The sequence below is a fragment of the Chitinophagaceae bacterium genome (assembly GCA_016710165.1).
In the GTDB taxonomy this organism is placed as follows: Bacteria; Bacteroidota; Bacteroidia; order Chitinophagales; family Chitinophagaceae; genus Ferruginibacter.
In genome coordinates, this window is record JADJLJ010000002.1 from 843,769 (window position 1) to 863,276 (window position 19,508).

Consider the following 19,508-nt stretch of genomic DNA (forward strand, 5'->3'; position numbering starts at 1 on the left):
TGTACTTTTATTTTTGAGCTATGCAAAACGCCGCTTTCTTTATTAAGTATAAATTACACCATCTCATCCTCTGGATGCTGGTATTCGGGCTCTGGTTCTTTTTGCGTTATGAGGACTATGCCCTGGAAGCCACTGCTTTTAAGGTAACTCTCATAAAAGTAGCCGACCTGGCCATCATGGTTTACCTGACCAATTACCTGCTCATCCCAAAACTCCTTTATAAAAGAAGGTATTTCTTATTCGGGTTTGTATTTATCCTGGTGATCCTCACCAGCAGTGTGGCAAAAATGAATATCCTGGGCCATGTCACCAATAACCCGGCCCTGTTGAGTTTTTCGGGTAACCTGAAGGCGAGGATCTATGATAACGTCATCCCTCATTTCTTCCTGGTACTTTCGGGCGCTGCCATTAAACTGATGATGGATTATACCCGTATGCAGCAACGCATGGTTGAAATGGCAAAGGAAAAGGCAGAGGCAGAACTCAATTTCCTGAAGTCCCAGATCAACCCCCATTTTCTTTTCAATTCGCTCAATTCGGTCTATTTTCTCATTGATAAGAATAATGCCGATGCCCGGGATGCCCTCCATAAGTTCTCGGCCATGCTTCGTTACCAGTTGTATGAAATGAACGGCGACCGGGTAACCGTTGAAAAGGAGATCGCATACCTGGAAGACTATATCGATCTTCAAAAACTGCGTAAGGACGAGCATTACCAGGTCAGTTTTAACCGTGCGCCGGAAGTAAGGGGATTTTCCATTGAACCGCTGCTGCTGATCCCTTTTGTTGAAAATGCATTCAAACATATTTCCCATCATAAAAATCAGCTTAATTTTATAAGGCTGGAATTGGGTATGAAACAGGGTGTATTTCATTTTGTGGTGGAAAATTCAAAAGAGGCCATCGGAAAAGCCGGCACCGCTCATTCGGGTATCGGGCTGAATAATGTGCGGCGCAGGCTGGATCTTTTGTATCCCCGGAAACACCAGTTAAGGATCACGAACGGCATCGATGTTTTCAAAGTGGACCTGTCCATTAATATTTAACAGCAGATTCATGACCATCAATTGCATCCTGATAGACGATGAACCCCTGGCAAGGGCAGGCCTGGAGGAATATATTGCCGATATCGATTTCCTTAACCTGCTGGGTACATTTGCCAATCCACTGGCTGCAACCGAAATACTCGCAACAGGCAATGTGCAGTTGCTTTTCCTGGATATCCAGATGCCCAGGATCACCGGGCTGGAATTCTTTAAAACGCTTAAAAACCCGCCGCCGGTAATATTCACCACGGCCTATCCGCAATATGCATTGGATGGCTTTGAGGTGAATGCACTGGATTACCTGGTAAAACCCATTTCATTTGACCGGTTTTTAAAGGCAGCGCTTAAGGCAAAGGAATTTTATGAAGTGCGGCAGGTAAACAGAACGGAAAACGGTACTGGAGATGCCGGATCCTATTTCTTCATCAAAGCGGATAATAAACTGGTAAAGATCTTTTATGAAGATATCCTGTTCATCGAAGCATTGCAGAATTATGTGAATATTCATACCGCCGGTAAAAAGTATATGAGCTATCTCACGTTCAGGTCTGTAGAAGAGTACCTGCCGGCCGGCCGCTTTATTAAAGTACATAAGTCCTTCATCATAGCTGCAGCCCGGGTAGACAGCATCGATGGCAACGAGATACGCATGGGCGAATACCGCATACCCATCAGCCGGGGTTTAAAAGATGAAGTGATAGAAAAACTGGTGGCAGGTAAATTCCTGAAAAGATAAATTTCCTTTTAACTTAAATGGTCTTACTTGAAAACAATGCTCCCCATTATTTTTTGGGCTGTTTTATTGTGCACATCCGTACTGGCATTTGCCACAAACGTCACTAAATAAAGTTTCGACTTATAAAAACAGAACCATTGGGTGCAACGCACTTTAATGGACTCATCTGTCTTGTTATAGCCGGAGTAGACCAGTTCGGCCGCATCCATATTGTTCCATTTAAAATACTTCAGGCTTTCTTCTTTAAATTCTTTGAAAGCGCTGCTGACCTGTGCTGTTACACCCGGGAACAGGTCTTTGACCTTTGTATCTCCGCCATACGCCTCATTGTAACTTACGGAAATATTGATGTTCTCATAAAATTTATCCGCATCGCCGTCGGGAGGGGATGTGAAAAATACCCGGTTATTTGCCTTTATCTTATTCGTCCAGCCGGATGGGTAGGTTGCCGTGAACTGGCCGGCAGTATCGGTAAAGTTTTTCCATTCCTGGCTAAAGGAAAAAAGAGGGAGCAGGATGACCAGCAGGGTTAAAAGGGAGCGGTTCATAACTTTATTTTGCATCTAAGATAAAAGGAATTGTGTAATATCCCCCTGCTTAAATCCCGGGGCGCCATTTTTTAAATGACGATTGCCCCCGTTAACCCTTTCCTAAAAATTTTCTAGGGCCATTGCCCTGTCTGGGTTTGTAAGTATATTGCCGCCAAATAAAGCAAATGATGAAAAATTTATCCCTGGTACTGAATATGGTGTTGCTGGCAGCGGTGGGTTACCTGTACTACTACGATTTTTCGGGTAAAAAGACGAAAGAAGTGGCAGAGAAGATCAGTCACACCTACATGCCTTCTGACAGTAATGCCCGCCGGCCTGCACTGGCTTATGTAGACCTGGATTCCCTGAACGAGAACATTACGTATATAAAAGTGAGGCGTAAGGAACTGGATGCCGAAATGAAAGCCATCGAGACCGAACAGGAAAATGCGTACAAAGGATTGCAGGAACAAAGCGATAATTTCATGAAAAAAGGGGCTGCCATCAAAGAAGAGGAGGCCCAGGCTTTCCAGAACAAGCTGATGGAACAGAAGCAGCAGATCGATACCCGGAAGCAAATGCTCAGCCAGAAACTGAATGAGAAAAGTTTTGGCATCATGGAAGACATCAAGAAACAACTGAAGGATTTTTTAACCGAGTATAATAAGGATAAGAACTTCATGTATATTTTCACCACCGGCACTGGGCTCGATTACATGGTATATAAAGACTCCAGTCTGAACATTACCGACGACGTGATAAAAGGGATGAATGCAAAAATGAAAGCGGCCCCGAAACAATAAATTGCCACAATTTCTATATCTTGTTCTGGTATAAACCGGGATTACTATGACAGAACAAACTGCTTCTTTTAAACCAACACTCAGCCTGTTGGATTCCACCATGATTGTTGCCGGATCCATGATCGGTTCCGGTATTTTTATTGTAAGCGCCGACATTTCCCGCAACGTAGGCAGCGCCGGCTGGCTGATCGCTGTGTGGCTCATCACCGGTTTCATGACCCTTACCGCCGCCCTCAGTTATGGCGAACTGAGCGCCATGTTCCCGAAAGCAGGGGGTCAGTACGTTTATCTCAAAGAAGCATTTAACCCGCTGGCAGGGTTCTTATATGGCTGGAGTTTTTTTGCGGTGATACAAACCGCCACCATTGCTGCCGTGGGAGTGGCGTTCAGTAAATTTGCAGCGTACCTCCTGCCTGCACTGAGTGAAAAAAATATCCTGGCAGACCTTGGCTTCGTACAGGTCTCTGCAGCCCAGGTGGTGGCCATCATCCTGATCGTGCTGCTTACATATATCAATTCGAAGGGCATACAGAATGGCAAGATCATACAGACCGTATTTACCGCTACAAAACTGCTGAGTTTATTTGGCCTTATCGTATTTGGTTTTGTACTGGCTGCCAGATCGGAAATATGGAATGCGAACTGGACGGATGCCTTTTCCATGAAGGGCTGGAATGGGGAAACAAAGTCATGGCATGAAGTGATCGGCATGGGTATGGTAGGCGCTGTGGCAGCCTCCATGGTGGGCTCCATCTTCAGCAGCGATGCCTGGAACAATGTGACATTTATTGCAGGGGAAGTTAAAAATCCCAAACGGAATATCGGCCTGGCACTGTTTTTAGGAACACTGATCGTTACCGTGATCTATGTGGCTACTAATTTAATGTATGTATCGGTTCTGCCGATGAATGAAATTGCCTTTGCCGAAAATGACCGGGTGGCTGTAACGGCTTCCAATGCCATTTTTGGGAATGCAGGTACCATTGTGATCGCCGTGATGATCATGATATCAACCTTTGGTTGTAATAACGGACTGATACTTGCCGGGGCCCGGGTTTACAATGCGATGGCGATCGATAAGCTCTTCTTCAAAAAAGCGGCTACGCTTAATAAGCATGCGGTGCCTGAATATGCGTTGTGGGCGCAATGCATCATGGCTTCCATACTTTGCCTGAGCGGAAAATATGGCGACCTGCTTGACATGATCTCCTTTGTGGTGGTTTTGTTCTATGCCATCACCATCATAGGCATTTTTAAACTGCGCAAAACAAGGCCTGATGCTGAAAGGCCTTACAAGGCATTTGGATACCCGGTGTTGCCCGCCATTTATATCCTGCTGGCAATGGTGTTTTGTGTATTCCTCATCATTTTTAAGCCGCTCTATGCCGGCATAGGATTGGGGATCGTATTACTGGGCGTTCCGGTTTATTATGCTTCTATCTCCAACCAGAAAAAAAATTAACCCATGATGCCGGGGATCGATTTTGATAAACTCTTTCACCAGTTCACCCAACTGAAAGTGGCTGTGGTAGGGGATGTAATGCTGGATACCTACTGGTGGGGCAATGTGGACCGGATCTCGCCGGAAGCACCCGTGCCGGTAGTTGCCGTAACAAAAAGGGAACAGCGTATCGGCGGCGCAGGCAATGTGGCACTTAATGCCCGGTCACTGGGGGCAGCGGTAAGTATGATCAGCATCCTGGGAAAGGATGATGATGGGGAACAACTGACTGCATTGCTTCAGCAAAATAACATCCAGACAAAATACCTGGTACATAGTGAATACCGCATCACCACCAATAAGATCCGCATCATCAGCCGTAACCAGCACATGATGCGCCTGGATGCAGAACTTTCGGATGATATCCGTAAAGAAGATGAAGACAGGCTGCTGTATGCTTTTGAGAATTATATAGCCGCCGAAAACCCGGATGTGGTGATACTGGAAGATTATAATAAAGGCGTGCTTACTACCGGTATTATACGGAAGGTCATTGAGCTTTGTCAAAAACATAATATTCTTACATCCGTAGATCCAAAGCGGAAGAATTTCTTTGCCTATGAAGGCGTAGGAATATTCAAGCCCAACCTGAAGGAAGTGAAGGACGGGTTGAATATGATGCCGGAAACCATTAACCTGAGTGTTCTGAAGGATATGCACCTGCTTTTGCAGGAAAAATTGAAGCAGCAGGTGTCGCTCATCACCCTGTCTGAAAAAGGGGTCTTTTACCAGCAGGAAAATGAAGCCGCCATCATACCTACGCACATACGCAGCATTGCCGATGTGAGCGGCGCCGGTGATACGGTGATCGCCGTGGCCTCGCTGGTGTATGTTGCAACAAAAGATGTGAAACTGATGGCAGAGATCGCCAACATTGCCGGTGGTCTTGTTTGCGAAGAAGTGGGAACCGTTGCCATTGATGCCGGTAAATTACTTGCCGAATGCAGGCTATTGCTCAGGGGATGATGATCCTTTTTCAGCGAATTCTTTCTTTTGTTTTGCTCTTGCTTCCGCCACATCGATGAAGCGGTCGAATTTTATAAAGGACTCAAAATATATTTTTACCAGGGCCAGTACCAGTATAAAGATCCGGGTGGCGCCAAAGGTCAGGAACATAGACCCGATGATGACCACAAACTGCTGCACAAATATCCGGCCATAGGGCTGAAACATCAGCTTCATCATGGAGATCGTTTTGTATTCCCCGGAAAGGAAAAAATCATACAGGGTTTGAAGGGTGTAATAAACAATGAAGATCAGCAGCAGCAGCCGCCCTTCATGTCCCAATGCCCTGGGTATTTCCCGGTAGGTGCCAAGCAGGGAACCATCCTTTATCAGTCCGCTTACCCCAAAAAAGATCTGCGTTTGCACAAAAACAAAAATGCCGTAATGCACCATGAAAAAGAGGATAAAGAATAACCCCGTGGCCATTGCGGATCCTTTGGCTACATTCCATTCTTCTCTTGGTTTAACGAAGATCGTAACACAGGCCAGCTTGACCACGGTGAATAACCCGATGATGACCGTTTCCAGGCAATACACCAAAAATATCTGTGCGGCATTCCAGCCTTCAAACCAGACCCCGTAAACCGGAATGAGATTCACGATTATCAACAGATAATCGCCTGCAGTTAATTTTCTTTTAAGTAATCGCATAAAATTGTAGAAAGTTTGCGATGGTAAATTAGATAATTTTGAGTGAAAACAAATACCCACTCACACGTATGCAGCAATACTCCATGGTAATACACGGCGGCGCCGGAACCATCCTGAAGGAAGACATGACCCCCGAACTGGAAGATGCATATATCAAAGGCCTGGATGAATCCCTGGCGGCAGGTTATGCAGTGCTGGAACAGGGAGGCTCGGCCATCAATGCGGTGAAAGCTTCCATTGTGGTGCTGGAAGATAATTTATTGTTTAATGCAGGAAGGGGTTCTGTTTTCACCAAAAAAGGCGTGCAGGAAATGGATGCGGCCATCATGGATGGAAAGGACCTTTCGGCCGGTTCCGTTGCCGGTATCCGGAATGTACGCAACCCCATTGAGCTGGCCGCGGAAGTGATGATCAACAGCAACCATGTTTTTTTAAGCGGAAAGGGTGCCAACGATTTTGCCATCAAACAGGGCATTAAACTGGAGCCGGATGAATATTTCTTCTCCCAGTTCCGGTACGACCAATGGAAGGAAATAAGGGACAGTGATAATTATTCGCTGGATCATACCAATAAGGGGCTGGAAGAACTGATGAAGGATAAAAAATTCGGAACGGTGGGCGCAGTAGCCTGTGATCAAAACGGAGATATAGCCGCGGCCACCAGCACCGGGGGCATGACCAACAAAAAATACGGCCGCATTGGCGACAGTCCCCTGATCGGCGCCGGAACTTATGCCAATAATAAAACCTGTGCCATCAGTTGTACCGGCCATGGCGAACCTTTTATATGTGCCGTTGCGGCACACGATGTAAGCTGCCTGATGGAATACAAGGGGATGACCCTGCAGCAGGCAATGAATGAAGTGGTGAATATAAAACTGGTAAAGATGGATGGAGAAGGGGGCATGATCGGCGTGGACGCACAGGGGAATGCAGCGATGATTTTCAACAGCGCCGGTATGTACCGGGCCATGCAGAACAGCAGCGGGGTAAAAACGATCGGGATCTATAAGGATTAACCACGGTCGGGACGCTTTAAGCGGCCTGATGCTAATCGGTCGGGACGCTTTGGGCGGCCTGAACGCATGAAAATCCCAACGTCCTGAACGCTGAACCAATGAATTTGTAAACCGATATTAGCGGCCTGACCGCTGACCAACATGAAAAAATTTGTCGTAATAGTTGCCGGGGGAAGCGGGAGCCGGATGAATAATCCCACACCCAAACAATTCCTGTTGCTGAAGGGCAAACCGGTCCTGTATTATTCCATCAACAGTTTTCTCCAGTCATACGACGACATGCAGGTAATATTGGTATTGCCCGAAGACCATATTGCCACCGGGCAGGAGATCATTGATGCATTTTTCGACAGCAGCCGCATACAGATCACCACCGGCGGAAGCACCCGCTTTCATTCCGTACAGAACGGGCTAAAACTGGTGGATGAAGAAAGCATTGTTTTTGTTCATGATGCGGTGCGTTGTTTATTGAGTACCGGCCTGGTAAAGCGCTGTTATGATGCTGCCATGGAATTTGGTTCTGCCATACCCGTTACAGATTGTAAGGACAGTGTTCGTTTTGTTTCCGGCGATGGAAATGAATCGCTGGACAGGGCTTTCGTAAAGCTGGTGCAGACACCCCAAACCTTTCACAGCAAGATACTGCTGCCAGCCTACCAGATAGACTATAAAGATAAATTCACCGACGAAGCCACCGTAGTAGAAGCCTTCGGACTTAAAGTGAAACTGGTGGAAGGAGAGGAGAATAATTTTAAGATCACGAGACCGGTTGATATGGCGCTGGCGGAGATGCTGATCGGGGAGGATTGAGATCTTTCCCGGGCCGGATATTTTTTTACCACAGATTTACCCAAATTATTCTCACAGATGACCCAGACTATCGTGTAAATCTGTGGTTAATTCCAGCAAATAGCCATCCAGAACTGCATTTCCTTTTTTGCCTTTTCTTTCCGCAAACAAAAAGTCGCATCCTTCGGAGCAAAAGGGGAGTTAAAGACAAGTTAAACGGACCTTATAAGGATGTTACCCCTACGCTATAAGGATTTTACCTACATGCACTCCGCATCCAGTATCCTGTATCCTGTATCCTGTATCCTGTATCCTGTATCTTGTATCCCTCATCCTGCACCTATTCCTTATCCCATCCCTTCTTTTCCAGTTTGTTGATAATTACCAAGTCAATTAAAATCCCTGATCCAACTCCTGTTCCATACATCAATATGTCCAAAGGATCATACGTGCTGCCAAGAAAATGGATACCGTAAAATTGTAACAACTCCACCATTATGCCAAATGAAAAGGTAAGAACCGCCCCGGTGACCCTGGACCTGTAAACGGACAATCTCTTTCTAAAAGAAATCTGAAGTAATAAATAAAGATTCATTGGTAACAGGATATCAATCAAATAACCACGGATGAAATGCCGGCAGATCCCCTGGTAATCAGGGCCTATTAAAATATGCAGGAGTGCAACAAACAGCGAGATCATGACAACCAGGTATATGCTTTTCTTATTTTTCATCCTGGCTGGCATTATTGGTTTTGGCATCCTTTGTGTGCAAGAGCAGCTTTTTGATCAGAACGATCTGTCCCAGGTGGTAGTGCGCATGCTCAATGATCCCTTGTAGATTCCTGTAATAGATCCCGTATTTTTCAACTAAAAAGACCTCTCCTAATTTATTCTCCGGCAGATTTTCGATCAGTGCAGCAAAGACTTCAGCCTCCGCCCAGGTCTTATCCAGCAATTTCTGCCAGTCTTCCTGGGATTGGATCGGCGGGTGTGCGAAACTGAACTTGTCTTTCGATTCCAGTGGTACTCCCTGTAAAACTTTCAGCACGGCACTTACATAATAGTTCATATGGTAAATGAGTGTGGCAATGGTATTAAAAGAATATACCGGGGTAGTGGCCTGTTGCCAATCCACATCAGCCAGGGTTTCTTTAAGGTTAACAGATGTCCAGTTGCCTCCAAAATGGACCTCACGTAGGTGCTTTGCAATTTGCTCGGATACGTTCATGATCTCTTTTATTATAGGTAATATTTATTTTTCCGCAATCGCCCAACCACTTCGTGCCTCACGAACCGGATAAAGGCATCCGGCATCCGGTATCCAGTATCCAGTATCTTGCATCCAGTATCCAGTATCCGGTATCCAGTATCCGGTATCCTGTATCCGGTATCCTGTATCCTGCATCCCGCATCCCTACCTTTTCAACCACCTCAACCAAAAAGGCAGCCTGTTCAACCTGATGGCGCTGTACCTCTCTTCCCTTGCCCCAAAACTGCTGTAATAATGCGCCAGGCTGGGTATATCGCTTCCTTCAAAATCAAGCAGCAGGTTCTGCCCGGCATGGTCTTTAATAAATGCATTGATGAGCGCATGCGAAGCGCCCTGTGTTTTACCATCGGGGTGGTTGCCCACCATGATATAATAGGCCCGGTTATGCGAAAAGAAAAAAACAGCCCCTGCCATCAGTTGCCCTTCCTTTGTGTACACCCCATAGGTGGTGGCTTTTTCCTTTTTGTAGAGAAGCTGGTACAGTATTTTAAAGTGCTCAAAATCTTCCGAAGAAAGTTTTGCAAAATTCCTTGCCTGTTCCCTTACCAGCAGGATCACTTCTGCCACGGCAATGTTCTTACTGATAATAAGATCCAGTTTTTCACTTCTTTTGATATTTCGGTCGATGTTGTGCCTGTAATTCTCCTGCAGGTTTTCATAAGGCAGATCCAGCGGCAGTACATAATTCATCCGTTCGTACAGATCAGGATCAGCCAGGCTGAAAAAATTGCCGTGGTTCAGGTAAATATCCCAATACCTGAATTTTGGCGGTATGGATTTGAGAAAATCACTGACTGTTGCAGCGTTGAGCTGTTTGCCAAATACACCCAGGCAGGCGGTGAACGGGGGCTGGTACAGGTAGTGGATCCCGTATTTTTTCTTCCAGGTAAGGGGCATCACGGCTTCATAATCATTCAGCACCAGGGCATCCCAGTGCTTTGCCATACTGTCTAAATAAAAAGAATATGCATAGATGAGGCCGTTGTATGCCCCGTCTATACAGGCATCCCATTTGGGTTTATCGATCTGCCGGTATGTAAGATATCTGATGGCCTCCATTAAAAAGGTATTTGTGGTATCATCCTTCTCAGGTTGATGTTCTGTATATCGATGCTGAAGGAAATATTCTTCCAGAACCTTTTTTCCGGGATGGTCGATTTGAAATAATCTTTGTACACTTTACTGTACAGGATGGGTACATAAATGTTCAGCGTATTCCTGAACAGGGAAAGCTGTAATCCTGCATCGTAAATGAACCGCCCGGTGGCTGCATTCTGTTTCCAGGCATCGGCATAAGTGCCGATATCCAGGAACATTTTTATGGGGACCTCAAAGGGCAGTATTGACAAAGGATTAATGGCTTTGGGAATGGGGCTGGTGAAATTGGCAGCCATCAGCCAGTCATCTGTTTTACCGATCTTATTGCTCAGCAGGTCGGTGCGTACCTTAAAACCACCATCCCGGATCATGATCTGCTGGGAGGAGAATTTCTCAAATTCATTCCTGCCGATAAAATAATTGCTGTAGGTATAGTCCTCGTATCCCTTGGGCCCGGTCATGTTCAGGTGATACGGATCGGTCTGGAATTGTTTCAGGAATGTTTTGTCGCCGGTATAGAAGAATTTGCCTGCAAATACACGTACATCCAGTCCGCCGCCTTTGGGATAGTTGAAATAATAATTGCCGGTGAATGCAGCACGCACAAAACCATCTCCCTGCTCCAGCTGCATTTCACCGCGGTATGGATACAGCACCCGGTTGTTCTCCAATACAAACTTCAGCTGGTTGATATACCTGCTGGCTGTTGGAAATGTGATCAGGTCCACCTGGTTGATCGTATCCCGGGTGAACAGCAGCCCCTGTTCCCGGATAAGGAATGTCTTCCACTGGATGAATTTGGTGATGCTGCTGCGTGGGTTCCTGTTTGCAAAAACGTACCTGAGCGAAGGAACGATCTTTGAAAAACGCTGGTTATGCACCACGTTGGCTGAGTCGGTGAAATTGTCGCCTGAAAAAGCAGCGCCTGCCAGTGCCAGTTCAAATTTCTGGCCGTTGCTGCCGGGATACCAGGTATAACTTAACCGGCCCAGTCCATTGAACTGTTTGCTTTTTGTGGCATACAAGGGCGCCACAACGAAATGAAATTTACTTAATGGAAGCGTATAATTATGCAGCAATGCCCCCAGCATCAGCTTATCGTAAAAGTTATAGCCAATGGCAGGGGAAGCAAAGATATAATTATGCTTATCCGTTTCCTTCAGGCTGAAGAATGCAGCCAGGCGGATGTCTTTTCTTTTGGCTGTATGAACGAGCGGGCCTTTTCTATTCAGTAAAGAAAAGCCAGCGTCCAGGTTTCTTCCGCTCACTTCTTCCACTGTTCTTTTAAAATCTTCCGGGTATGGATGTTTGAACTGCCAGCGCCGGTAATATTCCCGCATGCAGCTGTCAAATAAAGAAGTGCCCAATTCGGTTTCCAAAACCTTCATCCACTGGCCCGTTTTTGTATAACCGATCATATTGTAGTTAAGGATGTTGAATTTTTCTGAAGTGGTTTCAATGGGCTGGTCTTTTTTAATGCCGGTGATGGTTTGCAGCATGGTTTGCTGGATATCATCGGGCATCCGGTTGTTTATGAATTTCGACTTTGAAGGAACGATGTCAAGATTGGTATTGCCGTATTGCAGCAGGGAATACCGGTTATCGTAATAGGTGTTCATGCCTTCGTCCATCCAGGGATGCGTACGCTCATTGCTGGCCAGGATCCCCTGGAACCAGTTGTGGCCCACTTCGTGGTTGATGACAAAGTCCAGCATCTTTTCTGAACCGCCCGATTCCAGGACAGTGATGGTGGGGTATTCCATGCCGCCGCCATTGCCGCCATCTACTACACTCACCACATTAAAGGGATATTCTCCCAGCCATTTGCTTTTTGTGAGCACAGCCCTTTTTATCATGGGGATGCAGTTCTTCCAGTCATTTTCATTGGTTGCATAGTAATAAGCAGATACGGAGATGATCTTCCCGGAAGCCAGGCGGGCTGTATCGGTTTTGATGCTAAAAATTTTATCGGCAAACCAGGCAAAGTCATGCACGTTATCCTGTTTATACACAATGGTCTTTGTTATAGCAGAAACCGGCTTAGTAACTTCTACCCCTGTCTTTTTCTTTACGGGTTGTTTCTTTTGTTTCGGTTCCGGCTGGGGCGGCTTCCTTGTCTTTAACCACTGTTTTTCACTTTCCGTTTGAAGTTCTCCGGTAGCAGCCACCACGTAATCCTCCGGCAGGGTTATCTGCACTTCATAATTCCCAAAGTTGCTGTAAAATTCTCCCTGGTCCAGGTAGGGCATGGGATGCCAGCCCTTACGGTCGTAAACCGCCGGCTTGGGAAACCATTGCGTGATTTGATATGTGTTGTCAATATGTCCTCCCCTTGAAAAGACATAAGGCAGTTTTACATGAAAGGGGGTTTCAATTTTAATGGAAGACCCGGGCGCTAGTGGTTTCGGTAAAAGAAGTTTGATGATATCCTGGTGAAGGGGATGGTCTTCCACTTTGGCAGCAGTTCCATTCACCCGGAGGTCGAGGCGGTTGATATAACCCCGTTTATCTGCATCGCTGAAGTAGAATTTAGTGCTTCCGTTCTCCAGCACCTGGTCGGTAAAAGCCGTCTTGTCGTTTTTATAGGCGTTTGCCCAGAGATGGATCCAGATGAAATGAAGGGTATCGGGTGAGTTGTTGAAATAATCCATCTTCACAAACCCGTCTAATGTATGGTCAACATCATTAAGTGTAACGTCGATCTTATAATTCACCTGTTGCTGCCAGTATGAGGAAAGTTGGCAGTTGGCGGTTGGCATTTGGCAATAAAAAAACAGGAGTAAACCGATGGTCCTTTTCAAAGCAGGGTTGTTTCATCAAAAATAAACAAATCGGGGCAATCCTGATGATAGGGGCTAATTGGATAATGGTGGAGTTTTGAACCACATAGACACATAGGGAACATAGGGTTCACATTGATCAACTATGTTTCCTATGTGTCTATGTGGTTCAAAGATCATTTATTTACCTTGTCCAAGCAGAATAATGCGAATGGTATGCAGCATGATCTTGAAGTCAAGCGCCAGCGAAACGTTCTCGATATACATCAGGTCGTAGGGCATGCGTTCGATCATTTCTTCCAGGGAGGAAGCGTAGCCGAATTTCACCATGCCCCAGCTGGTCAGGCCGGGTTTTACTTTCAGCAGGTAGTTGTATTCGGGGTGTTGTTTTATCAGCTGGTCGATGTAGAATTTCCTTTCCGGTCTTGGCCCTACCAAACTCATTTCACCTTTTAGGATATTCCATAGCTGGGGCAGTTCATCGAGCCGCCATTTGCGCATTACTTTGCCCCAGTTGGTGATGCGGGGATCATGATCGGTACTAAGCACAGGGCCATTGGGTTCTGCATCCGTTATCATACTGCGGAATTTGATCATCGTAAAAGACTTGCCTTTGTAGCCGATCCTTTCCTGCAGGTACAGCAGGCTTCCTTTTGAGGATAGCTTTACACGGATGGCCGTATAAATAAAAAGCGGGGCGAGGAGGAGCATACCCAGAACAGAAACAGCTATATCCAGTATGCGTTTGAGATTCTGTTGCCAGAGCGGAAGTAAACCACTGTGCAGGTCGATCAGGGGGATACCAAGTATGTTGCTGGTTTTTACAGCGCCGCTGATGATGTCGACCGTATCGGCTGTTATTTTTATGTTCACATCCTTATCACTCAGTTGCTGCAGTACCTTTTCCAGCTGGCCCCTTTCTTTCTTTTCCACGGCAATGATCACTTCTTCAATTTGGTTATCCTGTATCACCGGGGCGATATTGGCTGCATTCCCAAAATTTCCGGGGGCATCCGGCAGGGAAGAACCCTGGTGCCCGTTGGTGTTCACAAAACCCAGTATGCGGAAACCGGTCGTTTCTTTATTGCTGGTGATGGTCTTATAAAACGATGCGGCATTATGGCTGGAGCCGATGATAAGTGTATTAAAATAGACAAGGCCTTTGTTCAGTTGCTTTTTTGCCATTGCCAGGAAAAAAAGACGGCTACTATAGGTGAAGCATGTCTGTAGTCCCCACAGCGACAGGAATTCCTTGTAATAAATATCATAATCGCCGGTGGCATCATAGATGAGAAAGAGGAAAAGGATGCCGATACTTCCAAAAAAGTATGGATCAGGGTATTGAGTAATTCTATTACCCTCGATTTCTGGTATAATGCATTGTATGAACCCGCCAGGTAATAGAGCACCAGCCATACCAGTGGGAAGAGAATGATGCCGGTGTAGAATTTGGGACCAATGACAAAGGGTTCTTCAATGATGTATTTGCGTACAAAATAGAAACTGATCCAGGCAAGCAGGGCGGCAATAAGATCGCCAAAAGCATACCAGCCGATATGTATCCTGTGTTGTTTCAATGGGGGGATCCCCTTCCGGGGACCGGTTTATTTTTTTAATGGGTGGTCATGTTGCCGATCTTTTCCAGTATCTGGTGCGCCACTTCCATGGCCCGGAAACCATCTACCACACTTACCGGCGTATCGGTATTGTTCACAATGGCATCCCTGAACAGTTCGAGTTCCATCTTAATTGCATTCACATCTTCCACCACCGGGTTGGCAATGGCAATGGTCTTCTTGCCGTTGTTGGTATCAATATCAAAGGTGAAAACATTTTTATCGCCGGGTGTGTTGAGGCGGATGATCTCTGTTTTCTTTTCCAGGAAGTCGATGCCTATGTATGCATCCTTCTGAAACAGGCGCATCTTACGCATCTTCTTCATGGATATGCGGCTGCTGGTAAGGTTGGCCACACAGCCGTTGTCAAATTCAATGCGTACGTTGGCAATATCGGGTGTATCGCTCATCACCGCCACACCGTTTGCGCTGATATAATTCACATTGCCTTTTACCAGGCTCAGGATGATGTCGATATCATGGATCATCAGGTCCAGGATCACGCTCACATCGGTGCCACGGGGGTTGAATTGCGCCAGCCGGTGCACTTCAATGAACATGGGTTGCAGCACCTGGCCTTTCAGTGCTAAAAATGCAGGATTGAACCGCTCCACATGCCCCACCTGGAATTTTATATTGGCCTCCTTCGCCAGCTTCACCAGCTCTTTTGCCTCATCCATCGTGTTGGCAAGGGGCTTCTCTACAAAAACGTGTTTGCCTTTTTTTATGGCCAGTTCGCAAAGCTCAAAATGGGAAGAGGTAGGGGCAACAATATCTATTGTATCGCAGGCATCGATCAGTTTTTCGGCATCTTCAAATCTTGTAAGGTTGTATTTCTGGGCCACGGCATGGGCATTGGCATCATCGGTATCGCAAAAACCAACCAGTTCTATGCCTTCAATATTTTTCCAGTTGTTCAGGTGAAATTTTCCCAGATGCCCTGCACCTATTTGTCCAACTTTTAGCATATCATTATTTCTTTATTATTCCGTTCAGGAGTTTTTTTGGTGACGTATTTTGTCATGCTGATCCGAAGCTTTCGGGAGAGCACTTAGAACCGGTACTTCTTTTTTGTGGCGATGTTTTATTCATCCCAGAATCCCATCTTCCCGAATTTTTCAATGCGCTGTTTCACTCTTGTTTCGGGGTCGATCGCTTTCAGTTCTTTCAACACCGGTAAAAGGTAATTCTTCAGTATCTCTGCGGCTTCCTTATAATCCCAGTGTGTGCCGCCCAGCGGTTCGGGGATCACGCCGTCTACAAGCCCGAATTTCAGCATATCATCACCCGTGAGCCTCAGCTGTTCGGCTGCTGTTTCTTTCTTGTCCCAGCTGCGCCATAAGATGCTGCTGCAGCTTTCGGGCGAGATCACCGTGTACCAGGTATTTTCCATCATGAATACCCGGTCGCCCACGCCAATACCCAGGGCGCCGCCGCTGGCACCTTCGCCAATGATGACGCAAATGATCGGTACTTTCAGTCGTATCATTTCGTAGATATTACGGGCAATGGCCTCCCCCTGGCCCCTTTCTTCTGCTTCCAGGCCCGGGAAGGCGCCGGGGGTATCGATCAGTGTAATGACGGGTTTGTTGAATTTTTCGGCCAGTTTCATCAGGCGCAGGGCCTTACGGTATCCCTCGGGATTGGCCATGCCAAAATTGCGGAGTTGGCGTGTTTTTGTATTGGAGCCCTTTTGCTGCCCTATCATCATCACTGTTTCTCCTCCGAGCTGGGCAAAACCGCCGATCATGGCCTTATCGTCCTTCACGTTCCGGTCGCCGTGCATTTCAATAAAATTGGTGCACATGGTCATGATGTATTTGAGGGTATAGGGCCTGTCGGGATGGCGGCTGAGCTGTACTTTCTGCCAGGGGGTTAAATTGGCCGTAAGGTGCTTTTTGGTTTCCACGATCCGGTCTTCCAGCATGGCAATGGCGCCGCTCATATTGGTCTTCGATTTTTCGGAAGTGATCTTCAGCTGCTCTATCTGGTCGTATAGTTCTTTGATGGGTTTTTCAAAGTCGAGAAATTGCCGTTTTTTAAACTCGATCATGTGGTTGGTTTAATGGTTTATTTTCCGTTTTATCATACCCTGGTAAAATGGGAACTGTAAGATAGTTTGTAAAATTATGGCTTACAATCTTTTTATAAAAGTTTTGGATGACAAAGATAAAAAAACCTATCTTTGCCGTCCCGAAAAATGAGGCAGGAACGGGTCATCCCGGTACCTATCCAGGCCTTGGGTAGTAGGATTGGTAGTTCAGTTGGTTATCTCGCCTGAGGCGAGACGCCCTGTCAGGGCGGAGGTCGCTGCTGATAGTTGAGAAGTTCTTTGGTCATGTATTATGTTTATATAATTGAAAGCCGGCAATCAGGTATTTTTTACAAAGGAAGTACCAGTGATTACAAGAGAAGGTTGGTTGAACATAATAGTAATATTAATGACTATACAAAAGGGAAGGGTCCCTGGAAGCTTGTATTTGTCCAGGTATTTGAAACTAAATCAGAAGCTTTGGTAAAGGAGAAAAAGCTAAAGCGATGTAATAAGGATTATTTGCGATGGCTGTTACAGCAACCTGTGAATATCTTAAATAAGAAGTTGGATTGGTAGTTCAGTTGGTTAGAATGCCGCCCTGTCACGGCGGAGGTCGCGGGTTCGAGTCCCGTCCAGTCCGCAAATTTTAAGCCCGTAATCCTTACGGGCTTTTTCTTTTCCAGGATTTTAACATCAATTTTACCTGTTGGCCTGAACAGCATGCAGAAATGCGGTTATTTTTATCCTCAAAATAAAACCTGTTTTCATGTATAAAAACCTTACATTTCTCACCCGTGGTTTTCTCCATTCCCGCCGCAGTTACCTGGTCCGTTTTAACGGCATAGCACTGTTCTTTGTGTTGGCTTTTAGCGGCACATCAGCAGCCCAGGAAAATAAAACCGTTGCGATCATGGATTTTGTAAAGATCCGGGATGGAAAAACGGCAGAGGCCCTGTTCTTTTATGAGAACAACTGGAAAGTTTACCGTGACCAGGCCATCCGGAAAAATGTGATACAGTCTTACGAACTGGTTCAGGCTGCACCCGATACACTCAATAACTTTGACCTGGTACTGGTAACCGTGTACAAGGATTCTGCACAATATGCGAACAGCGAGGAAAATTTCAGGCCTATATTAAAAGAATTACGGCCCAATGGTCCCCTGCTGCTGAACGACCTTAAGCCGGATGATTTCCGGAAGAATGTTTTTGTAAAGATCGTGAGACCGGTGTATTCATCGGTAAATGAAATGAAGAGGAAGTGATAAGTGCGGTCGCTTTTACAGAGAGAAAATATTCAATTATCAATGATCCGTTGCCCCGGTTCGTGACTCACCGAACCGGAATAAAGAGATGCTCCCGGGAAAAATCTCAAAAAAAAACGTAGAAATACCCTTTTCCCGGATACTTGCTCTTGATAACTTTGGTCTAAGGTTTCTATATATTCTCATGCTTGTAGGAATGCCGGGGTTACATTTGTTGTCCCGGCTTCCTTTTTCTCCTGTACAGGGTTTCTGTGGCCTTAGCTTCCTGGCCATCCGGAGTGACGTTATACGCCGTGATTATAACCTGCTTATCATGGCTGATCTCAATTTGGGTTCGCCATCCCCAGCGTTGTTCTGTTTCAGGGGTTATATAATAATAACTTCCCAGCATAGAGAAAATATCTTCTCCTTTCATTCCTTCTGAGAACATGATGGCGGTGTCGTTGTGAAAACTGTCGATCCAGGCGCTTTGAAATATTCCACGTTCAAGCTGGTACCCGTAGAGGGCAATGCCTTCCAGGGGTTTGCCGCTGAAACTTCCCTGGTATGTTGGGGTGATGATGATATGGGGTTCTGTCCAGGGCCCCGTTATTTTATCTGCCATCCGTATCCCGATCTGTCCTTCACCAAAACCGAAGGACTGCACCTGCACAAAAAGATATTAACATCTGCAAACAAAACGGGTTTTGCTGTTGAAGAAACTGAAAAAACGATGTAACTTTTGGAAGGAAAGAATAAAGAAACGCACATACAGGAATGCAAGTACATCTCGCCTTTCTGGATGAAGTTGGATGGCACTTCGTTCACTGCGCCCACGTTACCTCTGCTATTGCACAGATGCTGGAAATAAACCCTGGTCTTACCCCTGCGCAGATCCGTACCATTTTATTAAGTACGGCAAAGCGATTGCCCGCTGAACAGCAAGGATATGGGATGCTGCATCCCGGGAGAGTAATTGTAAAATCACTGCAAAATTTATTCGCTATGAAACAACATACATCCCCTTACATCAATAAAAGAAAAAAGGCCATTGAATTTTATATCCAGAACCCCTGTGCCTCCCATATTTCACTGGCGGGAAGTTTCAATCACTGGGCACATGATTCATTGCTGATGGAACCATCGGCAAACGGGTTGTGGAAGATCGAGATCCCGATGTTACCCAAGGGTACGTACCAGTACAAATTTTTCGTAGATGACCGGACCTGGCTGGAGGATATTGACAATCCTTACCGGGAGCCCGACGGGCTGAACGGGTTCAACAGCATTTTACTGGTGGGAAACTGAAGATCATGATGATGGCATTTAAAAAACCAAAGTGATGTTCAGTATTCAACGATCAATGTTCAACGGCATTCCGTTCC

The 19,508-nt window shown here is 46.0% G+C and carries 20 protein-coding genes and 1 tRNA gene; 11 read left to right on the forward strand and 10 right to left on the reverse strand.

The annotated features are described in order from the left end of the window. Positions 1-20: 20 nt before the first annotated feature. Positions 21-1,046, forward strand: coding sequence for a histidine kinase (locus tag IPJ02_14160; protein ID MBK7376646.1), 1,026 nt, complete (start codon positions 21-23; stop codon positions 1,044-1,046). Positions 1,047-1,056: 10 nt separating this feature from the next. Continuing rightward, complete coding sequence (locus IPJ02_14165; protein MBK7376647.1) at positions 1,057-1,782, forward strand: response regulator transcription factor; 726 nt, start codon at positions 1,057-1,059, stop codon at positions 1,780-1,782. Positions 1,783-1,805: 23 nt separating this feature from the next. Here IPJ02_14165 and IPJ02_14170 read toward each other — a convergent pair whose 3' ends face one another. After that, positions 1,806-2,330: a hypothetical protein gene (locus IPJ02_14170; GenBank protein MBK7376648.1), complete on the reverse strand. Its 525-nt coding sequence runs from the start codon at positions 2,328-2,330 to the stop codon at positions 1,806-1,808. A gap of 167 nt (positions 2,331-2,497) precedes the next feature. Between IPJ02_14170 and IPJ02_14175 the strand changes: the two genes are divergently transcribed. Genes IPJ02_14175 through IPJ02_14185 form a run of 3 tightly spaced genes read left to right on the forward strand, consistent with a single transcriptional unit; the run spans position 2,498 to position 5,582 of the window. Beyond that, a complete protein-coding gene (locus IPJ02_14175; protein MBK7376649.1) occupies positions 2,498-3,115 on the forward strand; it encodes an OmpH family outer membrane protein in 618 nt (205 codons plus the stop codon). Between the two features lie 46 nt (positions 3,116-3,161). Beyond that, complete coding sequence (locus IPJ02_14180) at positions 3,162-4,577, forward strand: amino acid permease (protein ID MBK7376650.1); 1,416 nt, start codon at positions 3,162-3,164, stop codon at positions 4,575-4,577. Positions 4,578-4,583: 6 nt separating this feature from the next. After that, complete coding sequence (locus IPJ02_14185) at positions 4,584-5,582, forward strand: carbohydrate kinase (protein ID MBK7376651.1); 999 nt, start codon at positions 4,584-4,586, stop codon at positions 5,580-5,582. On the opposite strand, the gene IPJ02_14190 is transcribed toward IPJ02_14185, so the two are convergent. After that, on the reverse strand, positions 5,565-6,272 hold the full coding sequence (locus IPJ02_14190; GenBank protein MBK7376652.1) for a hypothetical protein: 708 nt from the start codon (positions 6,270-6,272) through the stop codon (positions 5,565-5,567). The two genes, IPJ02_14185 and IPJ02_14190, sit on opposite strands and share 18 nt — an antisense overlap. Before the next feature lie 68 nt (positions 6,273-6,340). On the opposite strand from IPJ02_14190, the gene IPJ02_14195 reads away from it, so the two are divergent. Further along, complete coding sequence (locus tag IPJ02_14195) at positions 6,341-7,291, forward strand: isoaspartyl peptidase/L-asparaginase (protein ID MBK7376653.1); 951 nt, start codon at positions 6,341-6,343, stop codon at positions 7,289-7,291. Between the two features lie 141 nt (positions 7,292-7,432). Continuing rightward, complete coding sequence (locus IPJ02_14200; protein MBK7376654.1) at positions 7,433-8,101, forward strand: 2-C-methyl-D-erythritol 4-phosphate cytidylyltransferase; 669 nt, start codon at positions 7,433-7,435, stop codon at positions 8,099-8,101. 701 nt (positions 8,102-8,802) lie between these two features. Here the strand turns inward: IPJ02_14200 and IPJ02_14205 are convergent. From IPJ02_14205 to IPJ02_14235, 7 genes are all read right to left on the reverse strand, one after another. Beyond that, the gene (locus IPJ02_14205) at positions 8,803-9,309 is read right to left on the reverse strand and encodes a DUF1572 domain-containing protein (protein ID MBK7376655.1); all 507 of its coding nucleotides are present in this window, start codon (positions 9,307-9,309) and stop codon (positions 8,803-8,805) included. 58 nt (positions 9,310-9,367) lie between these two features. Next, positions 9,368-9,493 (reverse strand): phosphotransferase, encoded by a 126-nt coding sequence (locus IPJ02_14210; protein MBK7376656.1) that lies wholly within the window; start codon positions 9,491-9,493, stop codon positions 9,368-9,370. Between the two features lie 2 nt (positions 9,494-9,495). Continuing rightward, a complete protein-coding gene (locus IPJ02_14215) occupies positions 9,496-10,410 on the reverse strand; it encodes a hypothetical protein (protein ID MBK7376657.1) in 915 nt (304 codons plus the stop codon). Beyond that, the gene (locus tag IPJ02_14220; GenBank protein MBK7376658.1) at positions 10,410-13,250 is read right to left on the reverse strand and encodes a M1 family metallopeptidase; all 2,841 of its coding nucleotides are present in this window, start codon (positions 13,248-13,250) and stop codon (positions 10,410-10,412) included. Before IPJ02_14220 ends, IPJ02_14215 begins: the two co-directional genes overlap by 1 nt. 159 nt (positions 13,251-13,409) lie before the next feature. Continuing rightward, positions 13,410-14,645 carry a sugar transferase gene (locus IPJ02_14225; GenBank protein ID MBK7376659.1) on the reverse strand — a complete coding sequence of 412 codons (1,236 nt, stop codon included), beginning with the start codon at positions 14,643-14,645 and terminating at the stop codon, positions 13,410-13,412. A gap of 196 nt (positions 14,646-14,841) precedes the next feature. Continuing rightward, positions 14,842-15,813, reverse strand: coding sequence for a Gfo/Idh/MocA family oxidoreductase (locus IPJ02_14230; GenBank protein MBK7376660.1), 972 nt, complete (start codon positions 15,811-15,813; stop codon positions 14,842-14,844). Positions 15,814-15,929: 116 nt separating this feature from the next. After that, positions 15,930-16,898 carry an acetyl-CoA carboxylase carboxyltransferase subunit alpha gene (locus IPJ02_14235; protein MBK7376661.1) on the reverse strand — a complete coding sequence of 323 codons (969 nt, stop codon included), beginning with the start codon at positions 16,896-16,898 and terminating at the stop codon, positions 15,930-15,932. Positions 16,899-17,183: 285 nt separating this feature from the next. Here IPJ02_14235 and IPJ02_14240 point away from each other — a divergent pair, with 285 nt between their 5' ends. The 3 genes from IPJ02_14240 (at position 17,184) to IPJ02_14250 (ending at position 18,144) form a co-directional block, all read left to right on the forward strand. Then, positions 17,184-17,456 carry a GIY-YIG nuclease family protein gene (locus tag IPJ02_14240; protein ID MBK7376662.1) on the forward strand — a complete coding sequence of 91 codons (273 nt, stop codon included), beginning with the start codon at positions 17,184-17,186 and terminating at the stop codon, positions 17,454-17,456. Then, positions 17,447-17,520 (forward strand) — tRNA-Asp (locus IPJ02_14245). The genes IPJ02_14240 and IPJ02_14245 overlap by 10 nt, the downstream gene beginning before the upstream one ends. A gap of 126 nt (positions 17,521-17,646) precedes the next feature. Next, a complete protein-coding gene (locus IPJ02_14250) occupies positions 17,647-18,144 on the forward strand; it encodes a hypothetical protein (protein ID MBK7376663.1) in 498 nt (165 codons plus the stop codon). A gap of 205 nt (positions 18,145-18,349) precedes the next feature. On the opposite strand, the gene IPJ02_14255 is transcribed toward IPJ02_14250, so the two are convergent. Next, positions 18,350-18,796, reverse strand: coding sequence for a DUF1579 family protein (locus IPJ02_14255; GenBank protein MBK7376664.1), 447 nt, complete (start codon positions 18,794-18,796; stop codon positions 18,350-18,352). Positions 18,797-18,900: 104 nt separating this feature from the next. On the opposite strand from IPJ02_14255, the gene IPJ02_14260 reads away from it, so the two are divergent. Further along, on the forward strand, positions 18,901-19,431 hold the full coding sequence (locus IPJ02_14260) for a S8 family serine peptidase (protein ID MBK7376665.1): 531 nt from the start codon (positions 18,901-18,903) through the stop codon (positions 19,429-19,431). Positions 19,432-19,508 lie beyond the last annotated feature (77 nt).

Bases quoted from the DNA above. Each gene is read 5' to 3' on its own strand.
- IPJ02_14160 (MBK7376646.1), top strand. From the start codon at position 21: ATGCAAAACGCCGCTTTCTTTATTAAGTATAAATTACACCATCTCATC.
- IPJ02_14165 (MBK7376647.1), top strand. From the start codon at position 1,057: ATGACCATCAATTGCATCCTGATAGACGATGAACCCCTGGCAAGGGCA.
- IPJ02_14170 (MBK7376648.1), bottom strand. From the start codon at position 2,330: ATGAACCGCTCCCTTTTAACCCTGCTGGTCATCCTGCTCCCTCTTTTT.
- IPJ02_14175 (MBK7376649.1), top strand. From the start codon at position 2,498: ATGATGAAAAATTTATCCCTGGTACTGAATATGGTGTTGCTGGCAGCG.
- IPJ02_14180 (MBK7376650.1), top strand. From the start codon at position 3,162: ATGACAGAACAAACTGCTTCTTTTAAACCAACACTCAGCCTGTTGGAT.
- IPJ02_14185 (MBK7376651.1), top strand. From the start codon at position 4,584: ATGCCGGGGATCGATTTTGATAAACTCTTTCACCAGTTCACCCAACTG.
- IPJ02_14190 (MBK7376652.1), bottom strand. From the start codon at position 6,272: ATGCGATTACTTAAAAGAAAATTAACTGCAGGCGATTATCTGTTGATA.
- IPJ02_14195 (MBK7376653.1), top strand. From the start codon at position 6,341: ATGCAGCAATACTCCATGGTAATACACGGCGGCGCCGGAACCATCCTG.
- IPJ02_14200 (MBK7376654.1), top strand. From the start codon at position 7,433: ATGAAAAAATTTGTCGTAATAGTTGCCGGGGGAAGCGGGAGCCGGATG.
- IPJ02_14205 (MBK7376655.1), bottom strand. From the start codon at position 9,309: ATGAACGTATCCGAGCAAATTGCAAAGCACCTACGTGAGGTCCATTTT.
- IPJ02_14210 (MBK7376656.1), bottom strand. From the start codon at position 9,493: ATGCGGGATGCAGGATACAGGATACCGGATACAGGATACCGGATACTG.
- IPJ02_14215 (MBK7376657.1), bottom strand. From the start codon at position 10,410: ATGGAGGCCATCAGATATCTTACATACCGGCAGATCGATAAACCCAAA.
- IPJ02_14225 (MBK7376659.1), bottom strand. From the start codon at position 14,645: ATGGCTGGTGCTCTATTACCTGGCGGGTTCATACAATGCATTATACCA.
- IPJ02_14230 (MBK7376660.1), bottom strand. From the start codon at position 15,813: ATGCTAAAAGTTGGACAAATAGGTGCAGGGCATCTGGGAAAATTTCAC.
- IPJ02_14235 (MBK7376661.1), bottom strand. From the start codon at position 16,898: ATGATCGAGTTTAAAAAACGGCAATTTCTCGACTTTGAAAAACCCATC.
- IPJ02_14240 (MBK7376662.1), top strand. From the start codon at position 17,184: ATGTATTATGTTTATATAATTGAAAGCCGGCAATCAGGTATTTTTTAC.
- IPJ02_14250 (MBK7376663.1), top strand. From the start codon at position 17,647: ATGTATAAAAACCTTACATTTCTCACCCGTGGTTTTCTCCATTCCCGC.
- IPJ02_14260 (MBK7376665.1), top strand. From the start codon at position 18,901: ATGCAAGTACATCTCGCCTTTCTGGATGAAGTTGGATGGCACTTCGTT.